General features: G+C 41.5%; 22 protein-coding genes. 19 read left to right on the top strand and 3 right to left on the bottom strand.

All coding sequences use genetic code 11. From position 1 onward, the window contains the following. Positions 1–9: 9 nt before the first annotated feature. The 10 genes from FHS45_RS19730 (at position 10) to FHS45_RS19685 (ending at position 12,539) form a co-directional block, all read left to right on the top strand. Complete coding sequence (locus FHS45_RS19730) at positions 10–732, top strand: ABC transporter ATP-binding protein (RefSeq protein ID WP_062439584.1); 723 nt, start codon at positions 10–12, stop codon at positions 730–732. Then, on the top strand, positions 729–1,751 hold the full coding sequence (locus FHS45_RS19725) for an ABC transporter permease (protein ID WP_062439582.1): 1,023 nt from the start codon (positions 729–731) through the stop codon (positions 1,749–1,751). Before FHS45_RS19730 ends, FHS45_RS19725 begins: the two co-directional genes overlap by 4 nt. A 26-nt stretch (positions 1,752–1,777) precedes the next feature. Continuing rightward, positions 1,778–2,449, top strand: coding sequence for a TetR/AcrR family transcriptional regulator (locus tag FHS45_RS19720; RefSeq protein ID WP_062439577.1), 672 nt, complete (start codon positions 1,778–1,780; stop codon positions 2,447–2,449). A gap of 18 nt (positions 2,450–2,467) precedes the next feature. Then, positions 2,468–3,133 (top strand): SOS response-associated peptidase, encoded by a 666-nt coding sequence (locus FHS45_RS19715; protein ID WP_062439574.1) that lies wholly within the window; start codon positions 2,468–2,470, stop codon positions 3,131–3,133. Between the two features lie 286 nt (positions 3,134–3,419). After that, positions 3,420–4,964, top strand: a complete 1,545-nt coding sequence (locus FHS45_RS19710) for a pyridoxal phosphate-dependent decarboxylase family protein (protein ID WP_208416569.1) — start codon at positions 3,420–3,422, stop codon at positions 4,962–4,964. Beyond that, positions 4,961–6,706 (top strand): IucA/IucC family protein, encoded by a 1,746-nt coding sequence (locus FHS45_RS19705; RefSeq protein ID WP_082411896.1) that lies wholly within the window; start codon positions 4,961–4,963, stop codon positions 6,704–6,706. Before FHS45_RS19710 ends, FHS45_RS19705 begins: the two co-directional genes overlap by 4 nt. After that, on the top strand, positions 6,696–7,280 hold the full coding sequence (locus FHS45_RS19700) for a GNAT family N-acetyltransferase (protein ID WP_062439569.1): 585 nt from the start codon (positions 6,696–6,698) through the stop codon (positions 7,278–7,280). The genes FHS45_RS19705 and FHS45_RS19700 overlap by 11 nt, the downstream gene beginning before the upstream one ends. Further along, positions 7,255–8,595 carry a lysine N(6)-hydroxylase/L-ornithine N(5)-oxygenase family protein gene (locus FHS45_RS19695; protein WP_062439564.1) on the top strand — a complete coding sequence of 447 codons (1,341 nt, stop codon included), beginning with the start codon at positions 7,255–7,257 and terminating at the stop codon, positions 8,593–8,595. The genes FHS45_RS19700 and FHS45_RS19695 overlap by 26 nt, the downstream gene beginning before the upstream one ends. A 28-nt stretch (positions 8,596–8,623) precedes the next feature. Then, positions 8,624–10,435, top strand: coding sequence for an IucA/IucC family protein (locus FHS45_RS19690; protein WP_062439561.1), 1,812 nt, complete (start codon positions 8,624–8,626; stop codon positions 10,433–10,435). 226 nt (positions 10,436–10,661) lie between these two features. Further along, positions 10,662–12,539: a sensor domain-containing protein gene (locus FHS45_RS19685; RefSeq protein ID WP_062439559.1), complete on the top strand. Its 1,878-nt coding sequence runs from the start codon at positions 10,662–10,664 to the stop codon at positions 12,537–12,539. Between the two features lie 50 nt (positions 12,540–12,589). Here the strand turns inward: FHS45_RS19685 and FHS45_RS19680 are convergent, their stop codons facing one another. Beyond that, positions 12,590–13,960 (bottom strand): alanine/glycine:cation symporter family protein, encoded by a 1,371-nt coding sequence (locus tag FHS45_RS19680; protein WP_062439556.1) that lies wholly within the window; start codon positions 13,958–13,960, stop codon positions 12,590–12,592. Positions 13,961–14,141: 181 nt separating this feature from the next. Here FHS45_RS19680 and FHS45_RS19675 point away from each other — a divergent pair, with 181 nt between their 5' ends. From FHS45_RS19675 to FHS45_RS19665, 3 genes are read left to right on the top strand one after another with little or no spacing between them, the layout of a single operon-like run. Further along, positions 14,142–14,621 carry a low molecular weight protein-tyrosine-phosphatase gene (locus FHS45_RS19675; protein WP_062439553.1) on the top strand — a complete coding sequence of 160 codons (480 nt, stop codon included), beginning with the start codon at positions 14,142–14,144 and terminating at the stop codon, positions 14,619–14,621. A 6-nt stretch (positions 14,622–14,627) separates the two neighbouring features. Continuing rightward, positions 14,628–14,957 carry a hypothetical protein gene (locus tag FHS45_RS19670; RefSeq protein ID WP_062439550.1) on the top strand — a complete coding sequence of 110 codons (330 nt, stop codon included), beginning with the start codon at positions 14,628–14,630 and terminating at the stop codon, positions 14,955–14,957. Between the two features lie 30 nt (positions 14,958–14,987). After that, positions 14,988–15,818 (top strand): YihY/virulence factor BrkB family protein, encoded by an 831-nt coding sequence (locus FHS45_RS19665; RefSeq protein WP_062439547.1) that lies wholly within the window; start codon positions 14,988–14,990, stop codon positions 15,816–15,818. A 238-nt stretch (positions 15,819–16,056) separates the two neighbouring features. Here FHS45_RS19665 and FHS45_RS19660 read toward each other — a convergent pair whose 3' ends face one another. Next, positions 16,057–17,994: a heavy metal translocating P-type ATPase gene (locus FHS45_RS19660; RefSeq protein ID WP_062439544.1), complete on the bottom strand. Its 1,938-nt coding sequence runs from the start codon at positions 17,992–17,994 to the stop codon at positions 16,057–16,059. A 272-nt stretch (positions 17,995–18,266) separates the two neighbouring features. On the opposite strand from FHS45_RS19660, the gene FHS45_RS19655 reads away from it, so the two are divergent. From FHS45_RS19655 to FHS45_RS19630, 6 genes are all read left to right on the top strand, one after another. Then, on the top strand, positions 18,267–19,115 hold the full coding sequence (locus tag FHS45_RS19655; protein ID WP_062439541.1) for a transporter substrate-binding domain-containing protein: 849 nt from the start codon (positions 18,267–18,269) through the stop codon (positions 19,113–19,115). A gap of 10 nt (positions 19,116–19,125) precedes the next feature. Further along, entirely contained in the window at positions 19,126–19,818 is a 693-nt protein-coding gene (locus FHS45_RS19650; protein ID WP_166761443.1) for an amino acid ABC transporter permease, read from the top strand. A gap of 737 nt (positions 19,819–20,555) precedes the next feature. After that, entirely contained in the window at positions 20,556–21,335 is a 780-nt protein-coding gene (locus tag FHS45_RS19645) for a metal ABC transporter ATP-binding protein (RefSeq protein ID WP_062439533.1), read from the top strand. Further along, positions 21,310–22,185 carry a metal ABC transporter permease gene (locus FHS45_RS19640; RefSeq protein ID WP_181949515.1) on the top strand — a complete coding sequence of 292 codons (876 nt, stop codon included), beginning with the start codon at positions 21,310–21,312 and terminating at the stop codon, positions 22,183–22,185. The genes FHS45_RS19645 and FHS45_RS19640 overlap by 26 nt, the downstream gene beginning before the upstream one ends. Further along, positions 22,182–22,595 (top strand): Fur family transcriptional regulator, encoded by a 414-nt coding sequence (locus tag FHS45_RS19635; protein ID WP_062439527.1) that lies wholly within the window; start codon positions 22,182–22,184, stop codon positions 22,593–22,595. Before FHS45_RS19640 ends, FHS45_RS19635 begins: the two co-directional genes overlap by 4 nt. Before the next feature lie 127 nt (positions 22,596–22,722). Then, positions 22,723–23,724 (top strand): metal ABC transporter solute-binding protein, Zn/Mn family, encoded by a 1,002-nt coding sequence (locus FHS45_RS19630; protein ID WP_062439525.1) that lies wholly within the window; start codon positions 22,723–22,725, stop codon positions 23,722–23,724. A gap of 26 nt (positions 23,725–23,750) precedes the next feature. Here FHS45_RS19630 and FHS45_RS19625 read toward each other — a convergent pair. Further along, positions 23,751–24,009, bottom strand: a 259-nt coding sequence (locus FHS45_RS19625; protein ID WP_243847217.1) for a transposase, incomplete at its 5' end; no start/stop codon positions are given.

Here is a 24,009-nt window from a genome sequence, read left to right as displayed (position 1 = left end):
AGTGTATACATGGAAGCTGTTATTAAGGTTAATGATATCTCTCATTCTTTTGGGAAGGAGACTGTTTTAAAAGATATTCAACTGTCAGTTGGTAAGGGGGAAGTTTTTGGTTTACTTGGCCCGTCCGGTTCCGGTAAGACAACATTAGTGAAAATTATTGTCGGTATTTTGAAACCCATAAGTGGAAACGCTGTTGTCCTGGAAAAAACTATGCCTTCTTTGAAGCAAATGAAGCATATTGGTTTTATGGCCCAATCTGATGCTTTATATTCGGAATTATCTGGAAGAGAGAATTTAGATTTTTTTGCTTCCGTATACGGACTTTCTAAAGCTGAACGACAGCAAAGAATAAGGGAGGTTCTCGAAGTATTAGGTCTGTCCGATGACATCGATAAACCAGTAGATAAATTTTCAGGTGGTATGAAAAGGAGGGTATCACTAGCCGCAGCATTATTGCATAAACCCGAGATACTGATTCTTGATGAACCGACCGTCGGAATAGATCCCGTTTTGCGCAAATCAATTTGGGAAGAATTGAATGCTCTGAAGGACGAGGGTACGACCATCATTCTGACCACGCATGTAATGGATGAAGCGGAAAAATGCGATCAACTCGCGTTATTACGGAATGGGCATGTTATTGCACAGGGGACACCACACTCATTGAAGAAAGATATTAATGCAGCAACGATAGAAGAAGCATTTCTGCATTATGGGGGTGTGGGGCAATGAAAGTAATGGCAATTATCAAAAGGATACTACATCAATTTCGCCGAGATAAAAGAAGTATGGCACTCATGATAGTAGCTCCTTTGTTTATTTTGACATTAATGTGGCTGGTGCTTGATGGGGATAGTTATAGCCCGGATATTGCAGTGGTTGATATTCCGGAGCCAATCATTGAAATTCTGGAAGGACAAGAAGCAGAAATACATGTTATGGCCATGGAGGAAGCAGAGAAAGCATTGAAGGATGAAGAGTTAGATGCGATGCTTACTTGGGATGAAGCGGGATTTAAAGTATTACTTGAAGGAAGTGATCCCAATGCTAACAGTGCCGTTCAAAAAGTGCTTCAGCAAACGATGAAAGAAAGTTCTGATAAACCTGTGCCACAAACAAAGGTGGAGTTTTTGCATGGATCAGAAAACTTGAACTTATTTGATAACGTCGGCCCTGTATTAATTGGCTTTTTTGTTTTCTTTTTTGTATTTATAGTAGGAGGTGTTTCGTTCTTGAGAGAACGAACACAAGGAACGTTGGAACGATTGTTGGCAACCCCGCTTAAACGATGGGAAATAGTTACTGGTTATTTGGGGGGGTTCGGAGTTTTCACTGTAATCCAATCAATCATAATTGCCGCTTTCTCGATCTATGTGTTGAACATATATATGACAGGAGAGTTTTGGTATGTAATGCTTATCACTTTTTTGCTGGCAATGGCAGCACTGAGTTTAGGTACACTGCTATCAGCATATGCTAATAATGAGTTTCAGATGATGCAATTCATTCCCCTCGTAATCGTGCCCCAGGTATTTTTCTCAGGGATTTTCAATTTAGATACGATGCAGCCATGGCTGAGGGCAATTGGTAAAGTGATGCCGCTCACCTACGGCGGTGAGGCTTTGAGAGATATCATGATACGCGGGGAAGGGATTCATGGTTTCTTAGATGAAGTCTATATTCTCATCGGTTTTTCTGTATTATTTATCCTATTAAATATATTGGCATTGAAACGGCATCGAAAGCTATAATTTAACCGAAAGAGGAGGAAGCTTTGGTGGATGAAAAAGATTATCTGAATCAAATGATAGAAGCGGGCGGAAAAGATGCCGAATTGACTCCAAAACAGGCGAAGATTCTTGAAGCTGCAATCGAAATTTTTGCGGAAAGAGGTTATGCCTCTACGTCTACGAGTGAAATTGCTAAAAAGGCTGGGGTAGCCGAGGGGACCATTTTTCGTCATTATAAAACAAAGAAAGAACTGCTTATTACTATTGTTAAACCGGTTATTACAAAGTTTGCGGTCCCCTTTTTTGCGACACATTTTGTCAATCAGGTATTCAACGAAAAAACTGCAGATTATGAAGAACTATTGCGCAAAATCATTAGGAATCGCTTCGAATTTGCACAAAAAAATGTGCCATTAATAAAAATACTGCTTCAAGAGATGGCTTTTCATACGGAAATTCAACAGTCCTACCAGGATGTTTTTAAAAAAGAGGTATTTCCACGTTTTGATGAAACAATCAAGCATTTTCAGGCTAGGGGACAGTTGGTTAATTATCCATCAGAAGCAATTATCAGATTTACGATAACAACGATTCTTGGCTTCTTGATCACAAGGTTTATCGTTATGCCTAAGGCAGACTGGAACGATGAAGCAGAGATAAATCGTACTATTCATTTTTTGATGAATGGTTTGTCAAAGGGTAATGAGGAGCGTTTATAAAGGAATGGAGGTTTTTCTATGTGTGGCCGTTACACATTATTAGCAGAAGAAGTTGAAATTTTAAAGGAATTCGGACTCGAATACAAAATAACGAATTATGAACCAAGATATAATATCGCTCCAGGGCAGAAGGTGCTTGCCATCATTCATGATGGTAAAGAAAAGCGAGCAGGATATTTAAAATGGGGACTCGTGCCGTTTTGGGCGAAAGATCCGAAGATCGGATATAAAATGATTAATGCCCGAAGTGAGACAGCTCACGAAAAACCAAGTTTTAAGTCGCTTATGGGGAAAAAACGATGTCTCATAGTTGCGGATAGCTTTTATGAATGGCAGCGTACCGATAACGGCAAGCAGGCAAAACGGATAACTTTAAATGACAGGAAGCTATTCGCGTTTGCCGGCCTATGGGATAAATGGACTAAAGATGAGGAAGAGATGTTTACATGTACAATTCTTACTAAGGAAGCCAATGATTTTATGAATCCGATACATGATAGAATGCCGGTCATTCTGCCTAAAGAAAAGCAGGATGAATGGATTGAACCCGTCAAATGGGGGGCTGATGAAGCGGCGGATTTCATTGAGCAGCTGCAGATGGAAGATCTAGATGCTTACGATGTAAGCGACTTCGTTAATTCTCCCAAAAATGAAGGACCGCAGTGCATCCAATCCCTGGCTTGAACTATAAATATTGTTAAACCGAAGCTTAGAGTATAGTGCTCTAAGCTTTTTTATGCCTCTTTCTTGAACACTCACTAAATACTGGTTAATTTTACTGAATATATACCTAGATTGAGAATGTAATGGGTGTAATTGATAATGGATCTCAATTACTATTGACTATGATTATCATTCTCAATTAGTATGTGTATATGCACTTAATTGAAAATGATTTTCATTTAAGGAGGTAGGCAAGTAAGGGGCAGACCCATCATTAAATTAAGAGCCAGGAAAGGAAGGATAGATTTTGAACTTCGCATTTAAGGCAGAATCAGTTGAAAATAGACCAATAAACCAATCAAGTAGACAGTATGACAACTTTTTTCTTCATGGAGAAAGTACCGAAAGTTATCAACATATAGTACAGCAGGTGTCAGAGAAGCTTGCCGAAGTGATGAATAAACTCGAAGACCCATACTCAGGAAAAAGCCCCTCAAGCTTATATCAGGAGTTGAACAAACTATCTGTTTTCAGCTACGAGGGAGAATCAATTGAAAGCTTATTGAAAGACATAAACGATACCCTTTTGATGAGTAATATTCATATTGCCCATCAAAAATCTGTTGCACACCTCCACTGCCCGCCACTTGTGTCTGCATTGGCGGCCGAAATGGTTATAAATGCTTTTAATCCTTCGATGGATTCCTGGGATCAGAGCCCGGCAGCAACATATTTAGAACAGGAAATGATCCAGTGGCTGCTTCATAGGTTCGGTTATGATTCTGAAGCGGATGGGGTTTTTACAAGCGGGGGTACGCAGTCCAATTATACCGGTTTACTCATTGCCCGTGATTCTTTTTGTAAAAAGATATTTGGAGTCGATGTACAGAAACAAGGCCTTCCTAAGCAATTTCAGCGCATGCGAATACTTTGTTCCGAAGATGCACATTTTACTGTCAAAAAATCCGCTTCTCAACTAGGGCTGGGAGAGGAATCGGTAGTATCTATCCGCACAGATAAAAACCATCGCCTGTGCACCGCTGATTTAAACAGGAAACTAGAAGAATTGGACAAGGAGCAATTGTTGCCATTTGCATTGGTGGCCACATGCGGGACGACTGATTTTGGTAGTATCGATCCTCTTTCTGATATGGCAGCAATAGCAAAAAAGCATGGGCTATGGCTTCATGTGGATGCAGCATTCGGAGGGGCTTTGATCTTGAGTCATCAGCATAGAAGTAAATTGAGAGGGATAGAAAAAGCGGATTCCATTACTGTTGATTTTCACAAATTATTCTATCAGCCAATCAGCTGTGGTGCGTTCCTCCTTAAAAACGGAGAAGAATTTCGTTATCTTCAGCACCATGCCGATTATTTGAATCCTGAAGAGGATGAAGAAATAGGTATCGTTAACCTGGTTAATAAGTCTGTTCAAACAACAAGAAGGTTTGATGCATTGAAGCTGTTTTTCTCCTTAAGAATGGTAGGGACAAAGCAATACGGTGATATGATCGATCATACGTTGTTTTTGGCAAGCTCTGCTGCCTGCTATATCGATGGGATGGTAAACATGAAGGTCATCAATGTTGATCCGGAGTTAAATACAATTGTTTTCCGATTTGTACCGTCTGTATCTGACACAGTAGATTTAAATCAGGTCAACCGGAATATCCAGAAGCATTTACTTTATACGGGTAAAGCTGTTCTCGCTAAAACAACAATAAAAGGTGAAGTATGTTTGAAATTTACACTTCTGAATCCCCGGACGAAGCTTGAAGATTTGAAGGAAATTTTAGCTGATATCCATGAGTTTGGAGAATTGGAATTAGAGAAATGGAGGTTTCCCGTGTGAAAAATATAAAAGAAATTGCCGAGAACGCTACCATGCAAAGCTTTTTGAATTGCTACCTGAGAGAAACAGGTCATTACAAAGAAGGGACTGTTGTAGGCTCAGCAAAGACTATCACCTGTCCATTATCTAATCAGGGAATCGACCTGATCATCGGTGTGAAGTATTGGTCTGAAACAGAAAGGCACCTGTTTGATTTTCCTATTTATTATCATACAGGAAAAGAAACAAAGCCGATCGATTATGTCACATTAGCTTCCCTGATTACCAAAGAATTAGCACTGGAATATAATCAGGAAGAAGCTGAGGATGAACTGATTATGCGGGTGATTCTGAGCTGTAAAAACATAAAAAAATACCTCGAACATAGATTAGCTGACTCCCACTACTTGAGCAGTCGTCAATTCAATTTTATTGAAGCAGAACAATCATTGATTTTTGGTCATTTGCTTCATCCTACACCTAAGAGCAAGCAAGGCATCACGGAAGAAGAAGATAGTTGGTTTGCCCCGGAAATGAAGGGAGAGTTCCAATTGCATTACTTCTGGGCTGCAGAGGGATACGTAAATCAAGACTCTTCCTTGAAGGCTTCTGCTGAAGAAATGATCAAAGAAAACTTGGCCGAAGAGGTGATCAAGACTGAAGGTGAAGGAGCATGGATTCCTGCTCATCCTTTGCAGGCAAGAGAACTGCTGAAAAAATCATCCGTACAGCATATGTTGGATGAGGGGACATTAAGGTATTTTGGACCGATGGGACCTAAGTTTACAGCTACCTCCTCATTCCGAACGGTATATAGTCCACAGTCAAAATATATGTACAAGTTTTCGGTCCCGATAAAAATCACGAATTCCCTTAGAATGAACCAGCAGAAAGAATTGGATAGAGGAGTTGAAGTGTCACGACTATTACAGACAACTTTAGGGGAGGATTTGAATCGACAGTTTCCAAATTTCAATGTGATTTCAGACCCTGCTTATATCAGTGTAGATATCCCGGGAGAAAACGATTTACGGCTGGATTGCATCGTGCGTGAGAATCCGTTTTACGGCGATGATGCCAATGTAATATTAGCAGCAGGGCTGGGGCAAGACCACCCTTATGGGGAACAGACACGACTTTATAGTATTATTACCGGCTTGGCTGAACAAGAAGGCAAATCTATTCAACAGGTAAGTGAAGACTGGTTCGAACGTTATCTATCCATCACTCTTGATCCGATTCTATGGCTCTATGAAAACTATGGCATTGCTCTGGAGGCTCATCAGCAGAATTCCATAGTTCAATTGAAGGACGGTTATCCTGAGCGTTTTTACTACCGTGATAACCAGGGCTACTACTTTCGGGAAAAGAAAGCTGACCATCTGAAGGCTCTTTTACCTGGCCTGAATGAAAAGAGCGATACCATCTGTGCAGATAGTATTGCGGAGGAAAGGCTTCGTTATTATTTTGTCTTCAACCATTTGTTTGGTGTCATTAATGGATTTGGAACCAATGGGTTAGTTCCCGAAGAAAATTTAATCCAGCTGCTGCGTGAACGTTTAGAGGAACATAAGAAACATACCACGGAGTCTAAGCAATTGCTTGACAGTCTATTAGAAAATGACAAACTCCCTTGTAAGGCAAACTTGCTAACTCGTTTTCATGATATGGATGAACTTGTAGGCTCGCTGGAAACGCAATCGGTTTATACATCAGTAAAAAACCCTATAGCAAAAAAGGTGGGAATTTCTCATGAATCCTGATTTCGTTACCTTTGACAATGATGTTGAGAAGAATATTTCCTTCCGTAAATTAGACTATGATAGGGATTTGACCGACGTATTTTTATGGATGCATCAACAGCACGTCATCCCTTTTTGGCAACTTAATCTGCCGTTCTCAAAGTTCAGCAGACATTTGAAAGACGCACTGGATGACCGTCACCAAACGTTATATATAGGAGAGATTGATGGTCATCCGATGAGCTATTGGGAGGCTTATTGGGTCAAGGAGGATGTCGTAGAAAAATGCTACGAAGCTGAACCCTTTGATCAAGGGATCCATCTGTTGATCGGGGACCCACAATATCTAGGGAGGGGATACGCTCTCCCTCTGTTACGGGCGATGGTAGGTTTTCAATTCAAGCGGCCCGAAACAAAGAAAGTGGTTGCCGAACCGGATATACGAAATGAAAAGATGATCCATGTCTTTGAAAAGTGCGGGTTTGAAGCTGTTCATCCAATAGAACTACCAGATAAAACGGGGTTATTGATGTTTTGTCACAGGGAGACATTTGAAAAGAGGTGGTCTCATGCAGGATTCTATCAAGAAGTCTAACATTTACGACGTGATTGGCATCGGAATCGGTCCATTCAACCTTGGCTTTGCAGCGCTGGCAGAAGAGGTACCCGAAATAGATGCTTTGTTCTTTGAGAAGAAACCACAATTTGACTGGCACCCCGGGATGATGATTGAAGGGACTACATTACAAGTTCCTTTTTTAGCTGACCTTGTAAGTATGGCAGATGTAACAAATCGTTATAGCTTCCTAAATTACTTGCAGGAAAAGAATAGGTTGTATCGCTTTTATTTCCGGGAAGATTTCCACATTCCGAGGAAGGAATACAACCATTATTGCAGATGGGTGACGGAGCAACTGGATAATTGCCAGTTTCATGCCAATGTGAAACAAGTGGAGCTTCAAACTCTTGATGGAGAAGACGTGTATGAAATAGTGGTGGAAGATGTTCGTACGAAGGAAGAAGATTGCTACTATGGCCGACATATTCTGATGGGAATTGGAACGGTACCTGCTGTTCCTGAACAATTACAGGAAGCCCTGGGGGAAAAGGTGTTTCATACAGCAGATTATTTATATAAGAAAAATATTTGTAAAGGGGCTGAAAAAGTAGCGGTCATTGGCTCTGGACAAAGTGCAGCGGAGGTATTTCTTGATTTGCTGGAAGACCAGCCAGACCATGGATATTCGTTGGATTGGTACACCCGCTCGAAAGGTTTCTTCCCAATGGAATATTCAAAACTTGGACTTGAACATTTTTCACCTGATTATACTTCTTTTTTCTATCAATTAGCTCAGGAGAAAAAAGACAAATTGTTGGGTGAACAGGATTTGTTATATAAAGGAATCAGCGCAGATACTATCTCCGATATATATGAACTTTTATATCAGCGAAGTGTTGGAGAAGAAGAGCCTGACATCCACTTACAAGCTATGTCGGCTATTAAACAGATCAAGCCTGTTGGGGAGCAATGGAGACTTTATGGGTGCCAGCTGGTAAGTGAAGAAGAATTTTTAGTGGAAACTGATGTGGTGATATTAGGGACAGGCTACAAGCCAACCTTTCCAGAATTTCTGATGCCAATTCATGACCTTATTATCTGGGATAGCCAAGGGCGGTTTAGTGTGAGTGAAGATTATAAGCTATCAATGGACGGAATCTACAATAATCATATCTTCATTCAAAATGGAGAAATTCATACGCATGGAGTCGGTGCTCCAGATCTTGGATTGGGCGCCCACCGAAATGCGGTTATCATTAACTTCTTGGCTGGCAGAGACGTCTATCCAGTCAGCCAAGTAAATGTTTATCAGTCGTTTGGCACTCGGAGACAGCCTGCTTTTAGTCAATAAATTTACAGGGAAAGAAGGGATTTCATTCATGCAATTACCATATATAAAGAAATACTTTAAGAAAGAACACTGGGAGGAAGCGAATTACCAGCTGTTAACCAAAATGATCGAGGAGTATACGTACGAAGATATGCTTGAACCAGAAATTAAGAAGCAGCATGGGAAGTGGGATGAATACATGCTGCCGATCTCTGAATATAAACAATATACTTTTCTTGCTAGAAAGGATCTATTTGGAGGGTTGAAGGTAAAAGCTGGAACTATTTGTGTAAAAGAAGATGGAACAGAGCGCCCAGCTGATCATGCCATCCAATTTTTACTTGATATCCAGCCTATTATAGGAATGTCTTCTGAAACAGCCGGTCATTTAATCAAAGAATTGAACAATACCCTTGTGGCTGATATGCATCTGCTTGGAAAAGCTTCGAAAACATCCGATGAGCTGATTAAGGAAGATTATGCGTTGTTAGAGGGACACATGAGCGGCCACCCATGGATTACTTATAATAAAGGGAGAATCGGTTTCGGCTACGACGATTATTGTGATTACGCGCCAGAAATGCAAAAAGAAACTAAATTATACTGGATCGCCGTGCATAAGGAACGCGCTTCCTTTCAGTCGACTGAAAAAATCAATTATCATAAGCTTTTACATGACGAGCTTTCCCTTGATGAAAAGAAACAGTTTGAAAAAGTGCTGCAAGAATGGGGAGTTGATGAACAGGAATATTTCTACCTTCCTGTTCATGAATGGCAGTGGAAAAATGTGATCATCCAGCAATTCGCTGAAGAGTTATCCAGGCAGATGATCATACCACTAGGAAAAGGTGAAGACAATTACCTTCCTCAACAGTCGATTCGGACCTTTGTAAATCAAAGCCATAAAGAAAAACATCATGTGAAGGTGCCAATGAGTATATTGAATACCCTTGTCTATCGCGGCTTGCCTGCGGAGCGTACCCTGATTGCACCAAAAATTACGGAGTTCATCAAAGGAATTTATGAGAAGGATGACTTTTTAAAAGAAACTTGCCGGGTGATCCTGCCGGGGGAAATAGCAAGTATCAACGTAGATCACAACCTCTATCCAAAGCTTGATAACTCCCCCTATCAATATCTGGAAATGCTTGGCGTCATTTGGCGGGAAAGTATTTACACGTATCTCGATGATGGAGAAAAAGCGATCACCCTGGCTGCATTATTACATGAAGATAACGATGGCAAACCATTTGTCTTAAGCTTGATCGAAGCTTCGGGGATAACCCCTGACGAGTGGCTGAAGGAATTTTTCCGAGTAGTCATGGAGCCGCTTCTCCACTACTTATATCAATACGGAACAGTATTTTCACCTCATGGGCAAAATACGATATTGGTAATGAAAGATTTCAAGCCACACCGGTTGGCAGTCAAAGATTTTGTGGATGACGTAAATATCAGTGATCAACCATTTGAAGAGTTATCTGAACTATCACAAGAACTGAAAGATGTACTGAGGAGTGAGCCGCCTGAAGGACTTACCCAATTTATCTTCACAGGGTTGTTTGTATGTCACTTAAGGTACATGGCTGACATTCTTGATCGAAAGGAAGCCGTAACCGAATATAAATTTTGGGAGTGTCTTGCGGATTCCATCAAGCAATATCAGGACAACCACCTACATTTGAAAGATCGTTTTAAACTCTTTGATTTCTTTAAACCTGAATTAACCAAACTTACGTTAAACCGTAATCGTATGGTTGACTATGGTTATGAAGATGGTGATGATCGCCCTCATGCTTCCGAATCAGGGAAAGTTACAAATCCGCTTGCCCGTTTTGCCGGAGAAGTACACTTTTCATAAAACCTTCATCAGACAGGCCTATTTCTATAGGTCTGTCTTAATTTTTCTTACTTGTCACCCGCGTGAAAAAATGAAATTTCAGCTAAGAAAATATTAATTTTCAGGGAAAATTAGCTAGTGATTAACATGAATGCAGGAAATGATTAGTCTTTTTATAATGGGTAAGATAGTTTAAAATTAAGTGAAGCTTGTCGAATTTTAACGATATTTGGTAAAGGTGGATTCCATGGATAATTTGGATACCTCATTTGTACATGCAGAAATAAATCGATTAATGGAAACTCTCAAACTACAGCTTCAAGGTGGAAAAGAACGACAAACACTTAAGGAACTTGATAAACTGCTTCATAATTATCTCACTTTCTACGATGACTTAGCATTTACAGAAAGCAAAGTGATGGAAGAAACTCTGGCTATTGAAGTGGAAAATGATTTTCAACGAACCGTGGCAGCATTAATGAATATGGTATTTAAAGTTAGAAAAAATAAAAATGGAAATTATTACTTTACCATGTATGAAGGAAAGCTGGCCAGATCCTTAGGGCTTACCACAGCTTTTGTAGAAGGAAAAGAAATGGATGAGATTTTCGGGTTGGAAAAAGCCGGGTACTTAACAAAAAAATACGACAAAGCATTTGCTGGAGAAAACGTTACATATAAACATAAATTAAAGGACACTTTCCTTTACTCCACGTTAGCTCCTATCCAGCACGAGGGAGAAGTGGTGGAAATCATCGGTTCTTCTGTTGATATAACTGTGCATGCAGAGGCTGAGATGCGAGTCAGGCATATGGCCTATCACGATCCATTGACGGACTTGCCTAACCGGCGGAAATTACAGAAAGACTTGGAAGAAAGGTTAACATCCACTGATAAGCAGAAGGGCACACCTTTCTATATCCTTTTATGTGACCTGGATCGTTTCAAATATATTAATGATGCCCTTGGTCACACGGCTGGTGATGAAGTCATCCAGCTGATTGGAAGGCGAATCCGTGAAGTGATCAGCGAAAAAGGGAAGCTGTACCGACTTGGTAGTGATGAATTTGTTGTTATCACCGATCAGGCAAGCTCAGAAAAAGATGCGCGTAAATTAGGTAACTCTATTTTGGAACAAGTAAGCAAACCATTGCGTATAAAAGGGAAAGAATTATTTCTCACCACAAGTATTGGCATCGCTGGTTATTCAGGCGGTGGTACTACGGCTGGAAAATTGATTGGAAATGCGGATATTGCCATGCATTATTGCAAACTGAAAGGACGGCAGAGTCTGCTCTTTTATTCAGACTCCATGAATAAGTCCTACAATGAATTGGTTTCTTTAGAAGGCGAATTGCGTGCAGCCATCCGTAATAAGGAGCTGCTGCTGTATTATCAGCCGAAAATTGACGTCCGTTCCGGGGTGATCAGTGGTATGGAAGCTCTCGTTCGGTGGAAGCACCCTGTCCAAGGATTCATTTCCCCAGGGAAATTTATTCCGATTGCTGAGGAGACTGGATTGATTCTAAAGCTGGGGGAATGGGTGCTTTTTGAAGCATGTCGCCAGAACAAAGAATGGATGGAAAAAGGATATGCCCCGGAACGTGTGGCTGTCAATGTCTCAGCAGAAGAAATTCAGCGGCATGATTTTGCAAGCCGTGTAGAGAAAATATTAGAGGAAACAGGGATGCCTGCTCGGTTTTTAGAAATAGAGATAACGGAAAACAGTATCATGCAAAATACAGATGCATGCATCCAAACGATGCAGGAGCTGAAAAGGCAGGGAATCGCTTTGTCGATTGATGATTTTGGCACTGGTTACTCCTCGCTTGGGTACTTACGCCAGTTCCCGATTAATTACTTAAAAATTGACCAATCCTTCATAAAAGATGTCAGCACGAACCCAAGTGGTGCAGAAATTGTGAAGGCGATGATTCAGCTTGCGCATACGTTCAAGTTAGAGGTTATTGGAGAGGGCGTGGAAAAGCCTATGGTTTTAGGCTTCCTTAAAGAGAATGGCTGTGATCATTATCAGGGCTATCACTTTAGTAAGCCGCTTCCACCGGAAGAATTCGAGAATTTTTTAACACAGCGTAATCATTATACTTTTCATACGAATAAATAAAGCAACGCCATGTAGGCGCTGCTTTATTTTGCCATTAAATTTTGTTCTAATTAAGAATAAGAGGATTGTTTCTCCTGACGTTTTTCTTCCTTGGCTACTTTCAAGAAGCGCTTAGTTTCTGATGCTACCACGCCGGATAGAAGCAAGAGCCCGATCAAGTTAGGGAATGCCATCAACCCGTTCATTATGTCAGCAAAGGTCCATACGATGCCCAGTTCCTGGACAGCGCCTACAAACACGAATAAGACGAATGCGATTTTATAAAGTGGTAAAGCGCGGTCTTTTGTCAGGTAACCAAAACATTTCTCTCCATAGTAAGACCAACCTACGATGGTGGAGAAAGCGAAGAATACAAGGCCGAGGGAAACAATATAACCACCAATATCACCTAAGAAAATGGAGAATGAGGCAGTAGTTAAATCAGCTCCTTCCAGGTCGCCATTACCATATTGACCTGCCATAACGATTGTCAGACCAGTCATCGTACAGACGATGATCGTATCGATTAAAACTTGAGTCATCGAAACCAATGCCTGGCGGCCAGGATAGTCGGTCTTGGCAGCAGCAGCTGCGATCGGAGCAGAACCTAAGCCAGCTTCGTTGGAGAAGACCCCTCGTGCGACACCATAGCGGATGGCAGTACCTAACAGGCCGCCAGCTACCGCATTCCCGCTGAATGCATCCGTGAAGATGGTGCCGAATGCTGCAGGTACGAGGTGAAAGTTAGTAAAGATAATAATAAGTGCACCAATGACATAAAATATCGCCATGATCGGGACAAAAAATGCAGTGACTTTACCGATACTTTTAATTCCGCCAAGTAATACCAAACCTGCCAGCGCAGTAAGAATCAATCCTGTTACCCAGGTAGGGATGGAGAACGTGGCATCGAGTGCATCGGATACAGAATTGGATTGCACCATATTTCCAATACCGAAAGCAGCTATCGCACCAAAGATAGCAAACAAGATACCGAGTGTTTTTCCAAGGCCTTTCATTTTTAAACCCCGGTCCAGGTAATACATCGGTCCACCAGACATGTTTCCGTTTTTGTCTGTGATTCGATATTTAACGGCCAGAATGGCTTCAGCATACTTTGTTGCCATTCCGAAAATAGCGGTGATCCACATCCAGAATACGGCACCTGGACCGCCAAGGACGACAGCTGTAGCTACCCCGGCAATATTACCGGTTCCAATAGTGGCTGCCATCGCAGTAGTCAAAGCCTGGTAGTGGGAAATGTCACCTTTCGATTTTTTATCTTGTTTACCCGGACTGAATGCAAGCTTCAACGCGTAAGGCAATGCGCTGAATTGCAAAAATCCGAGCCTAAGTGTCAAATAGACACCGGTTCCGACGAGCAGGATCAATAATACCGGACCCCATACAACGCCGGATATACTGCTTAAGACATCTTGCATGATTAGTACCCCCTTTTTTCCTTATATATAAAATATTCCGAAAACTCAGGGCAAATGTCAAGCTATTTCGGGTATAATAGTAGACGATAAGAGAAGTTTTTATCGGTAAAAATGGGGGTAGCAGTCGATATATACAAAATTTGTATGAGATAAAAAGAGAAGAATTGGGGGAGAAGAAGTAATGATTAAAGTTCTATTTGTTTGTTTAGGCAACATTTGCCGGTCGCCGATGGCGGAAGCTATTTTTCGCGATTTAATAAGGAAAGAAGGATTGGATAATAAGATATCTATAGACTCTGCCGGGGTCGGTCACTGGCATGTTGGTGACCTTCCACATGAGGGAACGAGAGAAATACTGGATAAATATAAAATTTCTTATGAAGGAATGGCTGCCAGGCAAATTACAGAGCGCGATTGGGACGATTTTGATTACTTGATTGCGATGGATGAAAAGAATGTCACCGATATGGCAGGTATTAGAGAAAAAGAAGATGTTACCGTAGCTCGACTGCTTGATTTTATCCCGGAAGCAGAAGTGAAAAATGTCCCCGATCCATTCTTTACCGGCAATTTTGAATATGTCTATGAACTTGTATCGGCTGGCTGCAGAGAACTTTTAAATAAAATCAAAAAAGACTATCAATTATCAAAGGAGGAATAGGTAAATATGAATGAGCATAAGTTTTGGAAAGGGGTCATGATCGGTGCCGTAATTGGAGGAGCTGTTACGCTGTTGGACAAGGAGACCAGAGAGTATGTCTTTAGCAGCACAAAACGGGCTGGGGTATCTGTTAAGAGTTATACTTCAAATCCTTCAGAAGCTATCCGGGAGTTACGCCTTAAATACAACCAGTTGACGAACCGTGTGGCAGATGGGGCTAAAGATATACTGGAAGTTTTGAATAAAGTGGAGGAACTGCTTGATAAAGTGAGCGAATGGGAAAAAGAAGTAGAAAAGGACGTCGAGAAACTGATAGATCACCGGGACGTTTCATAACATTCTCCCAATGGTTAGGAGAGGGATATCATGAAAGAGTTCTTTAGTTTTATAAAAGAGGTAGGAGCGAGCTTCAACAAGGATGACATCAGCGGCATGGCCGCTCAATTATCTTACTTTTTTTTATTATCTTTATTCCCTTTCATGATATTCCTTGTCACTTTATTAGGCTATATGCGGCTTTCGCAGGAAAGGCTGTTGGATTTTATTCACACCTATGCTCCTCCGGAAACCTACACGATGATTCAGGAAAATCTGGCAGAATTGATGGCAAGTCAGAATAGTGGCTTACTGTCTATAGGTATCATCGGCACGTTATGGTCTGCGTCCAATGGTGTCAACTCCATTATGCGTGCATTCAACCGTGCTTATGATGTAGAAGAAAGCCGTTCCCCATTTGTCGGAAGAATTATTGCTATCGTACTTACTATTTCGATGATCGGTGTCATTGCCGTCGCATTTTTACTCCCTGTGTTTGGAAGAATGGTCGGGGTCTATCTGTTTTCTATTTTTGGATTGTCCGAAGGTTTCCTTGAGTTGTGGAATGCCTTACGCTGGGTAATTTCTTCGATCATCTTTTTTCTCGTCCTTATGTTTCTGTATATGCTGGCACCCAATAAATACATTAAAATAAAGCATGCTTTTCCTGGCGCGGTGTTTGCAACTGTTGGCTGGCAGATCGTGTCCTTATTATTTTCATTTTATGTTACCAGCATGGGTAATTACTCAGCCACTTATGGCAGCCTCGGCGGCTTTATCGTCTTGATGATCTGGTTTTATATATCCGGGATCATCATAATCTTAGGAGGAGAAATTAATGCAATTTTGCGGAGGAGAAAATTGGGTATCCATTCCTCCTGATAGCGCGTATAATCGCTGTACTTCATGCAGAACATAAGCATGATTATTGAAAAAAAGGAGTGGCAGCGATGAGCGATAATAAGCAAAACCATAATAATAAGAACAACAAGAAGCAAAAAAGTGATGCTCCTAAACACAAAACAAGCAGCTCCGCGAATAAGCAGAATAACTACCACTAACACTAAAAAAGGCTCCCCGAATGGGAAGCCTTTTTTGATGGCTTATACCTTGATACATGCTAGGATTTTAGAAGTCGCAAGCCATTGAGGATAACGAGTATGGTACTACCTTCATGACCAATGACGCCTAGTGGCAGGTCCAGAACCTGCAGGAAGTTTGAAATAATAAGTACCATGATGACCAATATGGAGAAGACGACGTTTTGTTTAACGATTTTGTTCATTCGTTCGGAAAGTTTAATGGCATTGGCGATTTTCGGTAAGTCATTTTTCATCAAAACGATATCAGCCGTTTCTAAAGCAACATCTGTGCCCTCCCCCATGGCGATGCCCACATTTGCGGTAGCCAGAGCAGGTGCATCATTGATGCCATCACCGACCATACCGACGTTGTCAAAATTGTTACGAAGAATCTTTACCTCTTCCACTTTCTCCTCCGGCATACATTCAGCCACATAGTTATCAAGCCCAGCTTCTTCAGCAATCGCTTTTGCGGTTGTTTCATTATCACCGGTCAGCATAACAGTGTAAATTCCGTGTTGGCGTAAAATTTTGATGGCATTTTTGGTTTCTTCTCGAACCGTGTCCTTTAAAGCGACAACTCCTGCGATGCCTTGTTCATCTCCAATGAAAACGACCGTTTTACCTTGCTTAGCTAATTGTTCCAGAATTCTTCCGTGGAAGGATTCGGCAGCTTCTTTTCCAAGAAAACCTGGCTTACCGATCTTCCATGTGACTCCGTCAACTTGTGCGGTAACGCCATTGCCGGCAAGATCCTGCATATTGCTGATTTCCAGACGTTCAATTCCGGGTTTGGTGTCAGTGTAATTGACAATAGCCTGTGCTAACGGATGGTTGGATTCTCTTTCTATTGAAGCAAGTACCGATAGAACTCTACCAGACTCTTCCTCTGAGCGGAAAAACACATCTGTGACTTCCGGTTTTCCTTTGGTCAGTGTGCCCGTCTTGTCAAAAGCAATCGCATTTAAATGGAAAAGATTCTCGAGGTGGACCCCACCTTTAAAGAGAACTCCATTTCGGGCACCGTTTGATATAGCTGACAGCGTTGCCGGCATAATAGATGCCACTAAAGCGCATGGAGAGGCAACTACCAATAGGATCATTGCTCTGTATATCGTATCTGTCCAGCTCCAGCCAAACAGAAAGTGAGGTAAAAACATCATTAATGCAACCACAATCAAGACGATTTTGACATAAGTACCTTCAAACCGTTCGATAAACAATTGAGATGGTGATTTTTCACTTTGCGCGGACTGTACCAACTGTATGATTTTCTGAAAAAGCGTTTCATCAGACGGTTTCGTGATTTCAACGGTAATGCTTCCATTAATATTGACTGTCCCGGCAAATACTTCTCCACTGGTTTCTTTTGTTACTGGAACAGATTCTCCAGTAATCGCACTTTCATCCAGGGTGGTTCGCCCTTTAATAATGGTGCCATCAGAAGGAACACGTTCACCAGCCTTGATAAGGATGCGGTCACCCAGTTGCAACTCCTTAACTGAAACGATTTCTTCTTTTTTATTTTTTATACGCAAAGCCTCTTCAGGCTGTAAATCCATTAAAGATGAAATTTCCCGTTGGCTTTTATTCATGGTGTAAGTTTCCAATGCTCCACTTAATGCAAAGATAAATATCAGGATAGCTCCTTCTGTCCAGTAGCCGATAATAGCAGAACCGATTGCCGCGAATATCATCAACATCTCGACATTAAGTTCCCGATTTTCAATGGTTTCCTCAATACCTTCTTTAGCTTTTGCAAAACCTCCAATGACGAAGGCGGATAAATGAAGAACAACAAATGTTCCATAGCTCATGAATCCTTCAAAAATCCAGGCAGTCAGAATGATAATTCCACTGACTACCGCTGCGATAAGTTCAATATGCTCTTTAAACTTTTCCCACCCAACATATGATTTTTGCGTATGCGGGGTTTGTGGCTGATTTGGACTGAGTGCACGTGCTTCTGAACTCATGTTCTCAACTCCTCTTTTATAATTGAGAATAGTAATCAACGTCATTTGACCATATAAATGATAAAATCTATCAATTAGGACTTGATAGCATTAATTTTAAATTAAAATAATTATAATTTAGTACTTGTTATTATCATAGCACATTTTGGGATATTATCAAGTGATAATCGTTGGATTAATTATCCTTTTTTAAAGGAGGGTTATATTGTTGCAAACTAGCCTTCCCGTTGCTATATTGGTGAAGTGTGAATTTTAAGGAGGGAGAAATAGTTATGAAAAATAAAGCACTCTTTTTTATACTTATGATAGTTTCTGCTTTCGCGTTAGCGGCTTGCGGTTCTTCTGACCAGACAGGGGAAAAATGGTCAGAAATTGAGGAACAAGGAGAAGTGGTGGTAGGCACATCTGGTACCCTTTATCCTGCTTCATTTTATCCTGAAGGATCTGATGAAGAATTAACAGGCTATGATGTAGAAATTATGCGTGAAATCGGTGACCGTCTTGGCCTCGAGGTAAAGTTTGAAGAATATGGGGTAGACGGTCTACTTTCAGCCATTAAAAGTGGACGGATCGATATGGCAATCAATGACATGGAAGTGACAGAAGAGCGAAAGAAGGAGTTCGCATTCAGCGACCCTTATAAGTATTCTTATTCGACGATGATTGTGCGGGAAGATGACTTGTCCGGAATTGAAAAGCTTGAAGATTTAGATGGTAAAGTTGCCGGCGGCGGAGCCACTACTGTTTTTGCAGAGATTTCACGTCACTTTGGAGCTGAGGTGAAAACTTACGGAAATGTAACCAATGATGTATATTTGCGCGATGTAGAGAATGGGCGTACCGATTTAATTATCAATGACTATTACCTGCAATCATTGGCATTAAAAGCACTGCCGGACATTGATGTTACGTTACATCCGGACTTGAAGTTTCATCCAACAAATTCTGCGATCGTAATGCCAAAAGACGCAGGTACATTACAACAAAAAGTGAATGAAACATTGAATGAAATGCGTGAGGATGGAACTTTAACTGAAATTTCGAAAGAATTCTTCGGCGGAAAAGATGCATCAAAGAAACCAGACGAGGATATTCGAGAGATCGAAGGCTTAGATTTGTAGGTGAGTGAATATGTTCGGCATTGAAATCAAACGAGTAGAGATCGAGGATCTGTTCAATGCACAGCGGGCCTGGGATAACCTCCCCTTTGTATTAAGTGGGGTACCGCTGACTTTATTGGTGGCTATCCTTGGTATGCTGCTTGGACTGTTGATCGGTTTATTTCTTGCTCTGGCGAGGCGATCGGACAAACGGGTGCTGCGCTGGCCTGCAAGGATGTATATATCCTTCATGCGAGGTACACCTATCTTAGTTTTCCTGTTTATCCTGTATTTTGGCCTTCCGGTGGTTGGGGTTGAATTGACTGCCACCATGGCTGCTGTTTTAGGGTTTGGATTGAATTCGGCTGCTTATATCGCTGAAATTAATCGTTCCTCTCTAAGCAGTGTGGATAGGGGACAATGGGAATCTGCACAGGCTTTAGGTTTTTCGTATTGGCAGACGATGAGAAGAATTATCCTTCCTCAAGCTACGAGAATAGCTATACCGCCACTGACGAATGTGTTCCTGGATTTGATGAAAGCGACGTCCTTGGCTGCAATGATCTCAGTACCTGAACTTTTCAATAAAGCGCAGATTGTAGCAGGAAGAAATTACGACACGATGACAATGTATATCCTGGCAGCATTGATTTATTGGCCGATGACAATGGTATTCTCTGCTTTGCAGGATTATTTAGAACAGCGCTACAATAAATATTTATAGAAAAGAAGCTCTCCAGGCAATGCCTGCCAGAGCTTCTTTTTTATTTTTATAAACGTTATTTTTGACACAAGAGGCTTATTCAATTAAAGGGCGGAAAGTCGAAGACTTGATTTCGAGATATTTAGGGTTCTATACCATAAAAGTGTCAGGGGCGGCTGGAAAACTACTCGCTTTCCTACGGGGGAACCGGCAAGCCTCCTCAGTCGTTTCACTCCCTGCGGGGTCTCGCCTGGCTCCTTCTCCCGCGGGAGTCTCGCAGTTTCCCAACCACCCCATCCGAAGAATGAGAGCAACGACCCCCTGCCATATTTGAAGATGTCTTCTACTTCACTTTTAATGGATAATTGAACAAAGACGCGGTTTTCAGCTCACTTTTTATGTGTAGCTCGTCGCTCACTCTTTGTTTAAAGATATACCGATGTTTCCGTTCCTCTCATAAACGCAAGGAGGTCCGGGAAATTGCGAGACTCCTATGGGAGGGTAGTACATGGTGAGATCCCGCAGGGCTTTAGCCCGAGGAAGCTCACCGTACGCCCATGGAAAGCGAGTAATTTCCCGAACCTCCAGACCGTTACTAACGTAACGGAAACAACTTATCTCGAAACTGAGTCTTCAGTAAAAGGTAGCTTATCTGGAAAACAGATGTAATTGTAATGGTTACGATTAGATACTTGTGTATACGTTCGTAAGCCGTTATAATGTAATTCGTAATCATTATGATTTAAAGAGGGATTAGTATGACAGATAATAAAGTTTTAGAAATGGATAATGTATCCTTTAAATATGAAAAAGAGACGGTAGTGAAGGATGTATCACTCACTATCGAGGCGGGTCAATTCTTTGGGCTGGTCGGCCCGAATGGCTCTGGTAAATCCACATTGATCAAGCTTATGCTTGGCCTGTTGAAACCTACAAAAGGAAGTATCAAGCTGTTTGGGTCTCCTGTCCGCAGCTTTAAACATTGGGAAGAAATCGGGTTTGTATCACAAAAAGCCAACAGCTTTAACTCTGGATTTCCGGCTACCGTGTTAGAAGTAGTCAAAACAGGGCTAATCTCAAAGACGGGCTTGTTTCGTTTTTATAATAAGAATGACCGGGAGAAAGCGATGCAGGCGTTAAAGACAGTAGAGATGGAAGACTACTTCAACCATAATATCGGTGAACTTTCTGGTGGACAGCAGCAGCGTGTATTTATTGCCAGAGCGTTGGTGAGCGATCCGAAGTTTTTGATATTAGACGAGCCCACTGTTGGAGTCGATGCCAAACATGTGGCTGACTTTTATCAATTGCTGCACAAATTGAATCGCAACGAAGGGATTACATTATTAATGGTTTCCCATGATATTGGGACGATTACCGAACATGCGAGCCATGTTCTCTGTATGAATAAAACCATTCATTTTCATGGAGAGTCTCATGAGTATAAGGCATTTTCTAATGAAGATCTCAGTCGATTATACGGTCATCCGGTCCAGCAGCTGACCCACAACCATGGGGAGGTGGACCCTCGTGATTGAAAGCTTTTTCACCTATGAGTTCTTACAGAACGCTGCGTTAGCCGGTTTGATGATCGGATTTGTGGCACCCCTTCTTGGTGTCTTTATCGTTGTGCGGCGATTGTCGCTGATTGCGGATGCGCTCTCACACATTACTTTAACAGGAATTGCGGCAAGTCTGTTATTAGAAAAGCGGGTAACGGCGATCAATGAATGGAACCCCGTTTATATGGGGATGGTGTTTTCTGTTACAGGCGCCATTCTGATTGAAAAACTTAGAAAAGTTTATAAGCATTATGAGGAACTCGCGATTCCGATCATCTTATCTGGAGGAATCGGTGTCGGGGTCATATTGATCTCGCTTGCGGATGGCTTTAACACCGACTTATTCAGTTATTTATTCGGAAGTGTCACTGCTGTCAGCCGTGCGGATATGTCGACAGTGTTAGTGATTACATTATTGGTACTTGCCGTCGTTTTGTTGTTCTATAAAGAGCTGTTTGTGCTGTCGTTTGATGAAGACCATGCTGCGGTGTCCGGGGTTAATGGAAAATTGATCCACCTATTGTTCATTGTTATGGTGGCCCTAGTTATCGCTTCAGCGATGCAAATTGTCGGTATATTGCTCGTATCAGCATTGATGACCCTTCCTGTTGCTGCAGCATTACGCATCTCTAAAAGTTTTAAACAAACGATTGGATTATCTATCTTTTTCGGAGAATTAGCCGTAATCGTTGGATTAATTACTTCCTATCAGCTAAGCGTACCGCCGGGCGGAACAATTGTAGTGACTGCCATTTTGATATTAATCGGAGCGATAGCCTATCGGAAGGTTTCAGGTCAATTATCATTAAAGGGTGAAACGGTATGAATATAGAAAAAGCAATTAATAAATTAAAAGAAAAGGGATATAAGCGTACGAAACAGCGAGAGCGGATACTTGAGATATTCTCGGAGCAGGATCAAGGATATATTCCTGCCAAGACGATTTTAAAGGAAATTCAAAAGGACTTTCCCGGGGTAAGCTATGATACCATCTACCGTAACTTATACTTGCTGGCAGAAGAACAGGTGCTTGAATCGACTGAACTGGATGGGGAGAAACATTTCCGTTTCCATTGTGACACGCATGGCCATCATCATCATTTCATATGTACCGGTTGTGGCAAAACAAAGGCGGTAGAGTTTTGTCCCATGGATAAAATAGCCCAAAGCCTGGATGGTTATGCTGTTGATGATCATAAGTTCGAGATTTACGGAAAGTGCCCAGGGTGTCTTTAACAACGGAGCGTATCGTACGAGACGGTACGCTTTTATTCAGGTTTGAACTAAATGGTAGTGATTACTATTTACAAAGCGTAATGATTACGCTATAATTCGTTTCAGTAACGGAGGGGGAGAGTAAGCGATGAAAAAGAGGTATTTATTTTTATTATCATTATTATTGACTGTTTTCCTGGGAGCTTGTGGAGAGCAAGCGAGTCAAAACGACGCTTCAGATGAGGAAGTTAAAGAAACACTTAAACTTTATACAACGGTCTATCCGTTGATGGATTTTGTTGAAAAAATTGGCGGAGATCATGTAGAAGTGGAGTCAATCCTTCCTCCTGGTGCGGATTCGCATACATTTGAACCCGATACAAAACAAATGATAGAAGTAGCAGAAGCAGATGGTTTCATTTATAGCGGAGCCGGACTGGAAGCTTATGCAGAAAAGATCTCCAATGCTGTTGAAGCAGAGGACGTGAAAATCCTGGAGGCGAGTGAAGGTATCGATTTGGAGAATCATGAACACCAACAGAATGAAGAAGATGGCGGCCATGATGAGCATGACGATGAGGAAAGTCATGCCGGAGAAGAAGATGATGGTCATGGTCATGGTGATAACGACAAAGACCCTCACGTATGGCTTGATCCTGTCCTATCCATCCAGCTGGCAGCTAATATCAAAGACCTTCTTGTTGAATTAAAACCGGAAGAGGAAGAAACCTTTGAAGAGAACTTCAACAATCTGAAAACAGACTTGGAGGAGCTGGATCATTCGTTTGCTAACGAAATAAAAGCACAATCCAAAAATAAAATCATTGTGTCCCATGCGGCTTATGGTTATTGGGAACATGCCTATGGTCTTGAACAGATTGCAGTCAGTGGATTAAGTCCAACGGAAGAGCCATCACAAAAACAGTTAGAAAAAATCATCAAAGTAGCGGAAGACAATGACTTAAAGTATGTATTGTTCGAACAAAATGTTACTCCTAAAGTATCCGAAGTCGTTCAAAAAGAAATTAATGGAGAAGCATTAAGAATTCATAATTTATCAGTTTTGACAGATAATGATATCGAAGATGATGAAGATTACTTCAGCTTAATGTATCGGAATCTCGAGGTCTTGAAGAAAGCACTACAATAAAAATGGGGCTGTCCCATAAGTCCTCTTTAAAATGGAAAAACCACGAAGAAATTGATTTTTCTTCGTGGTTTTTTCGTTGTGAGCTTATTTCCCCGGTGAAACAGGCGGTTCCACTCCGCCTGTTTCAGGAAGTTGTGGGCGATGGCGACCAGCCCAAACTCTATATTTACTTTATCGAGGCCCCGGAGAAAAAATCTCCGGAACGACCGATTGCCTTTGATATGACCGAACACACTTTCCACCTCAACTTTTCGTTTGGCGTAGATTTGTGCTCCTTCGTCACAC

It is taken from the genome of Thalassobacillus devorans (genome assembly GCF_011761345.1).
In the GTDB taxonomy this organism is placed as follows: domain Bacteria; phylum Bacillota; class Bacilli; order Bacillales; family Halobacillaceae; genus Thalassobacillus; species Thalassobacillus devorans.
Note: the sequence above shows the minus strand (reverse complement) of the source record. Positions and strands in the feature narration are given on the sequence as shown.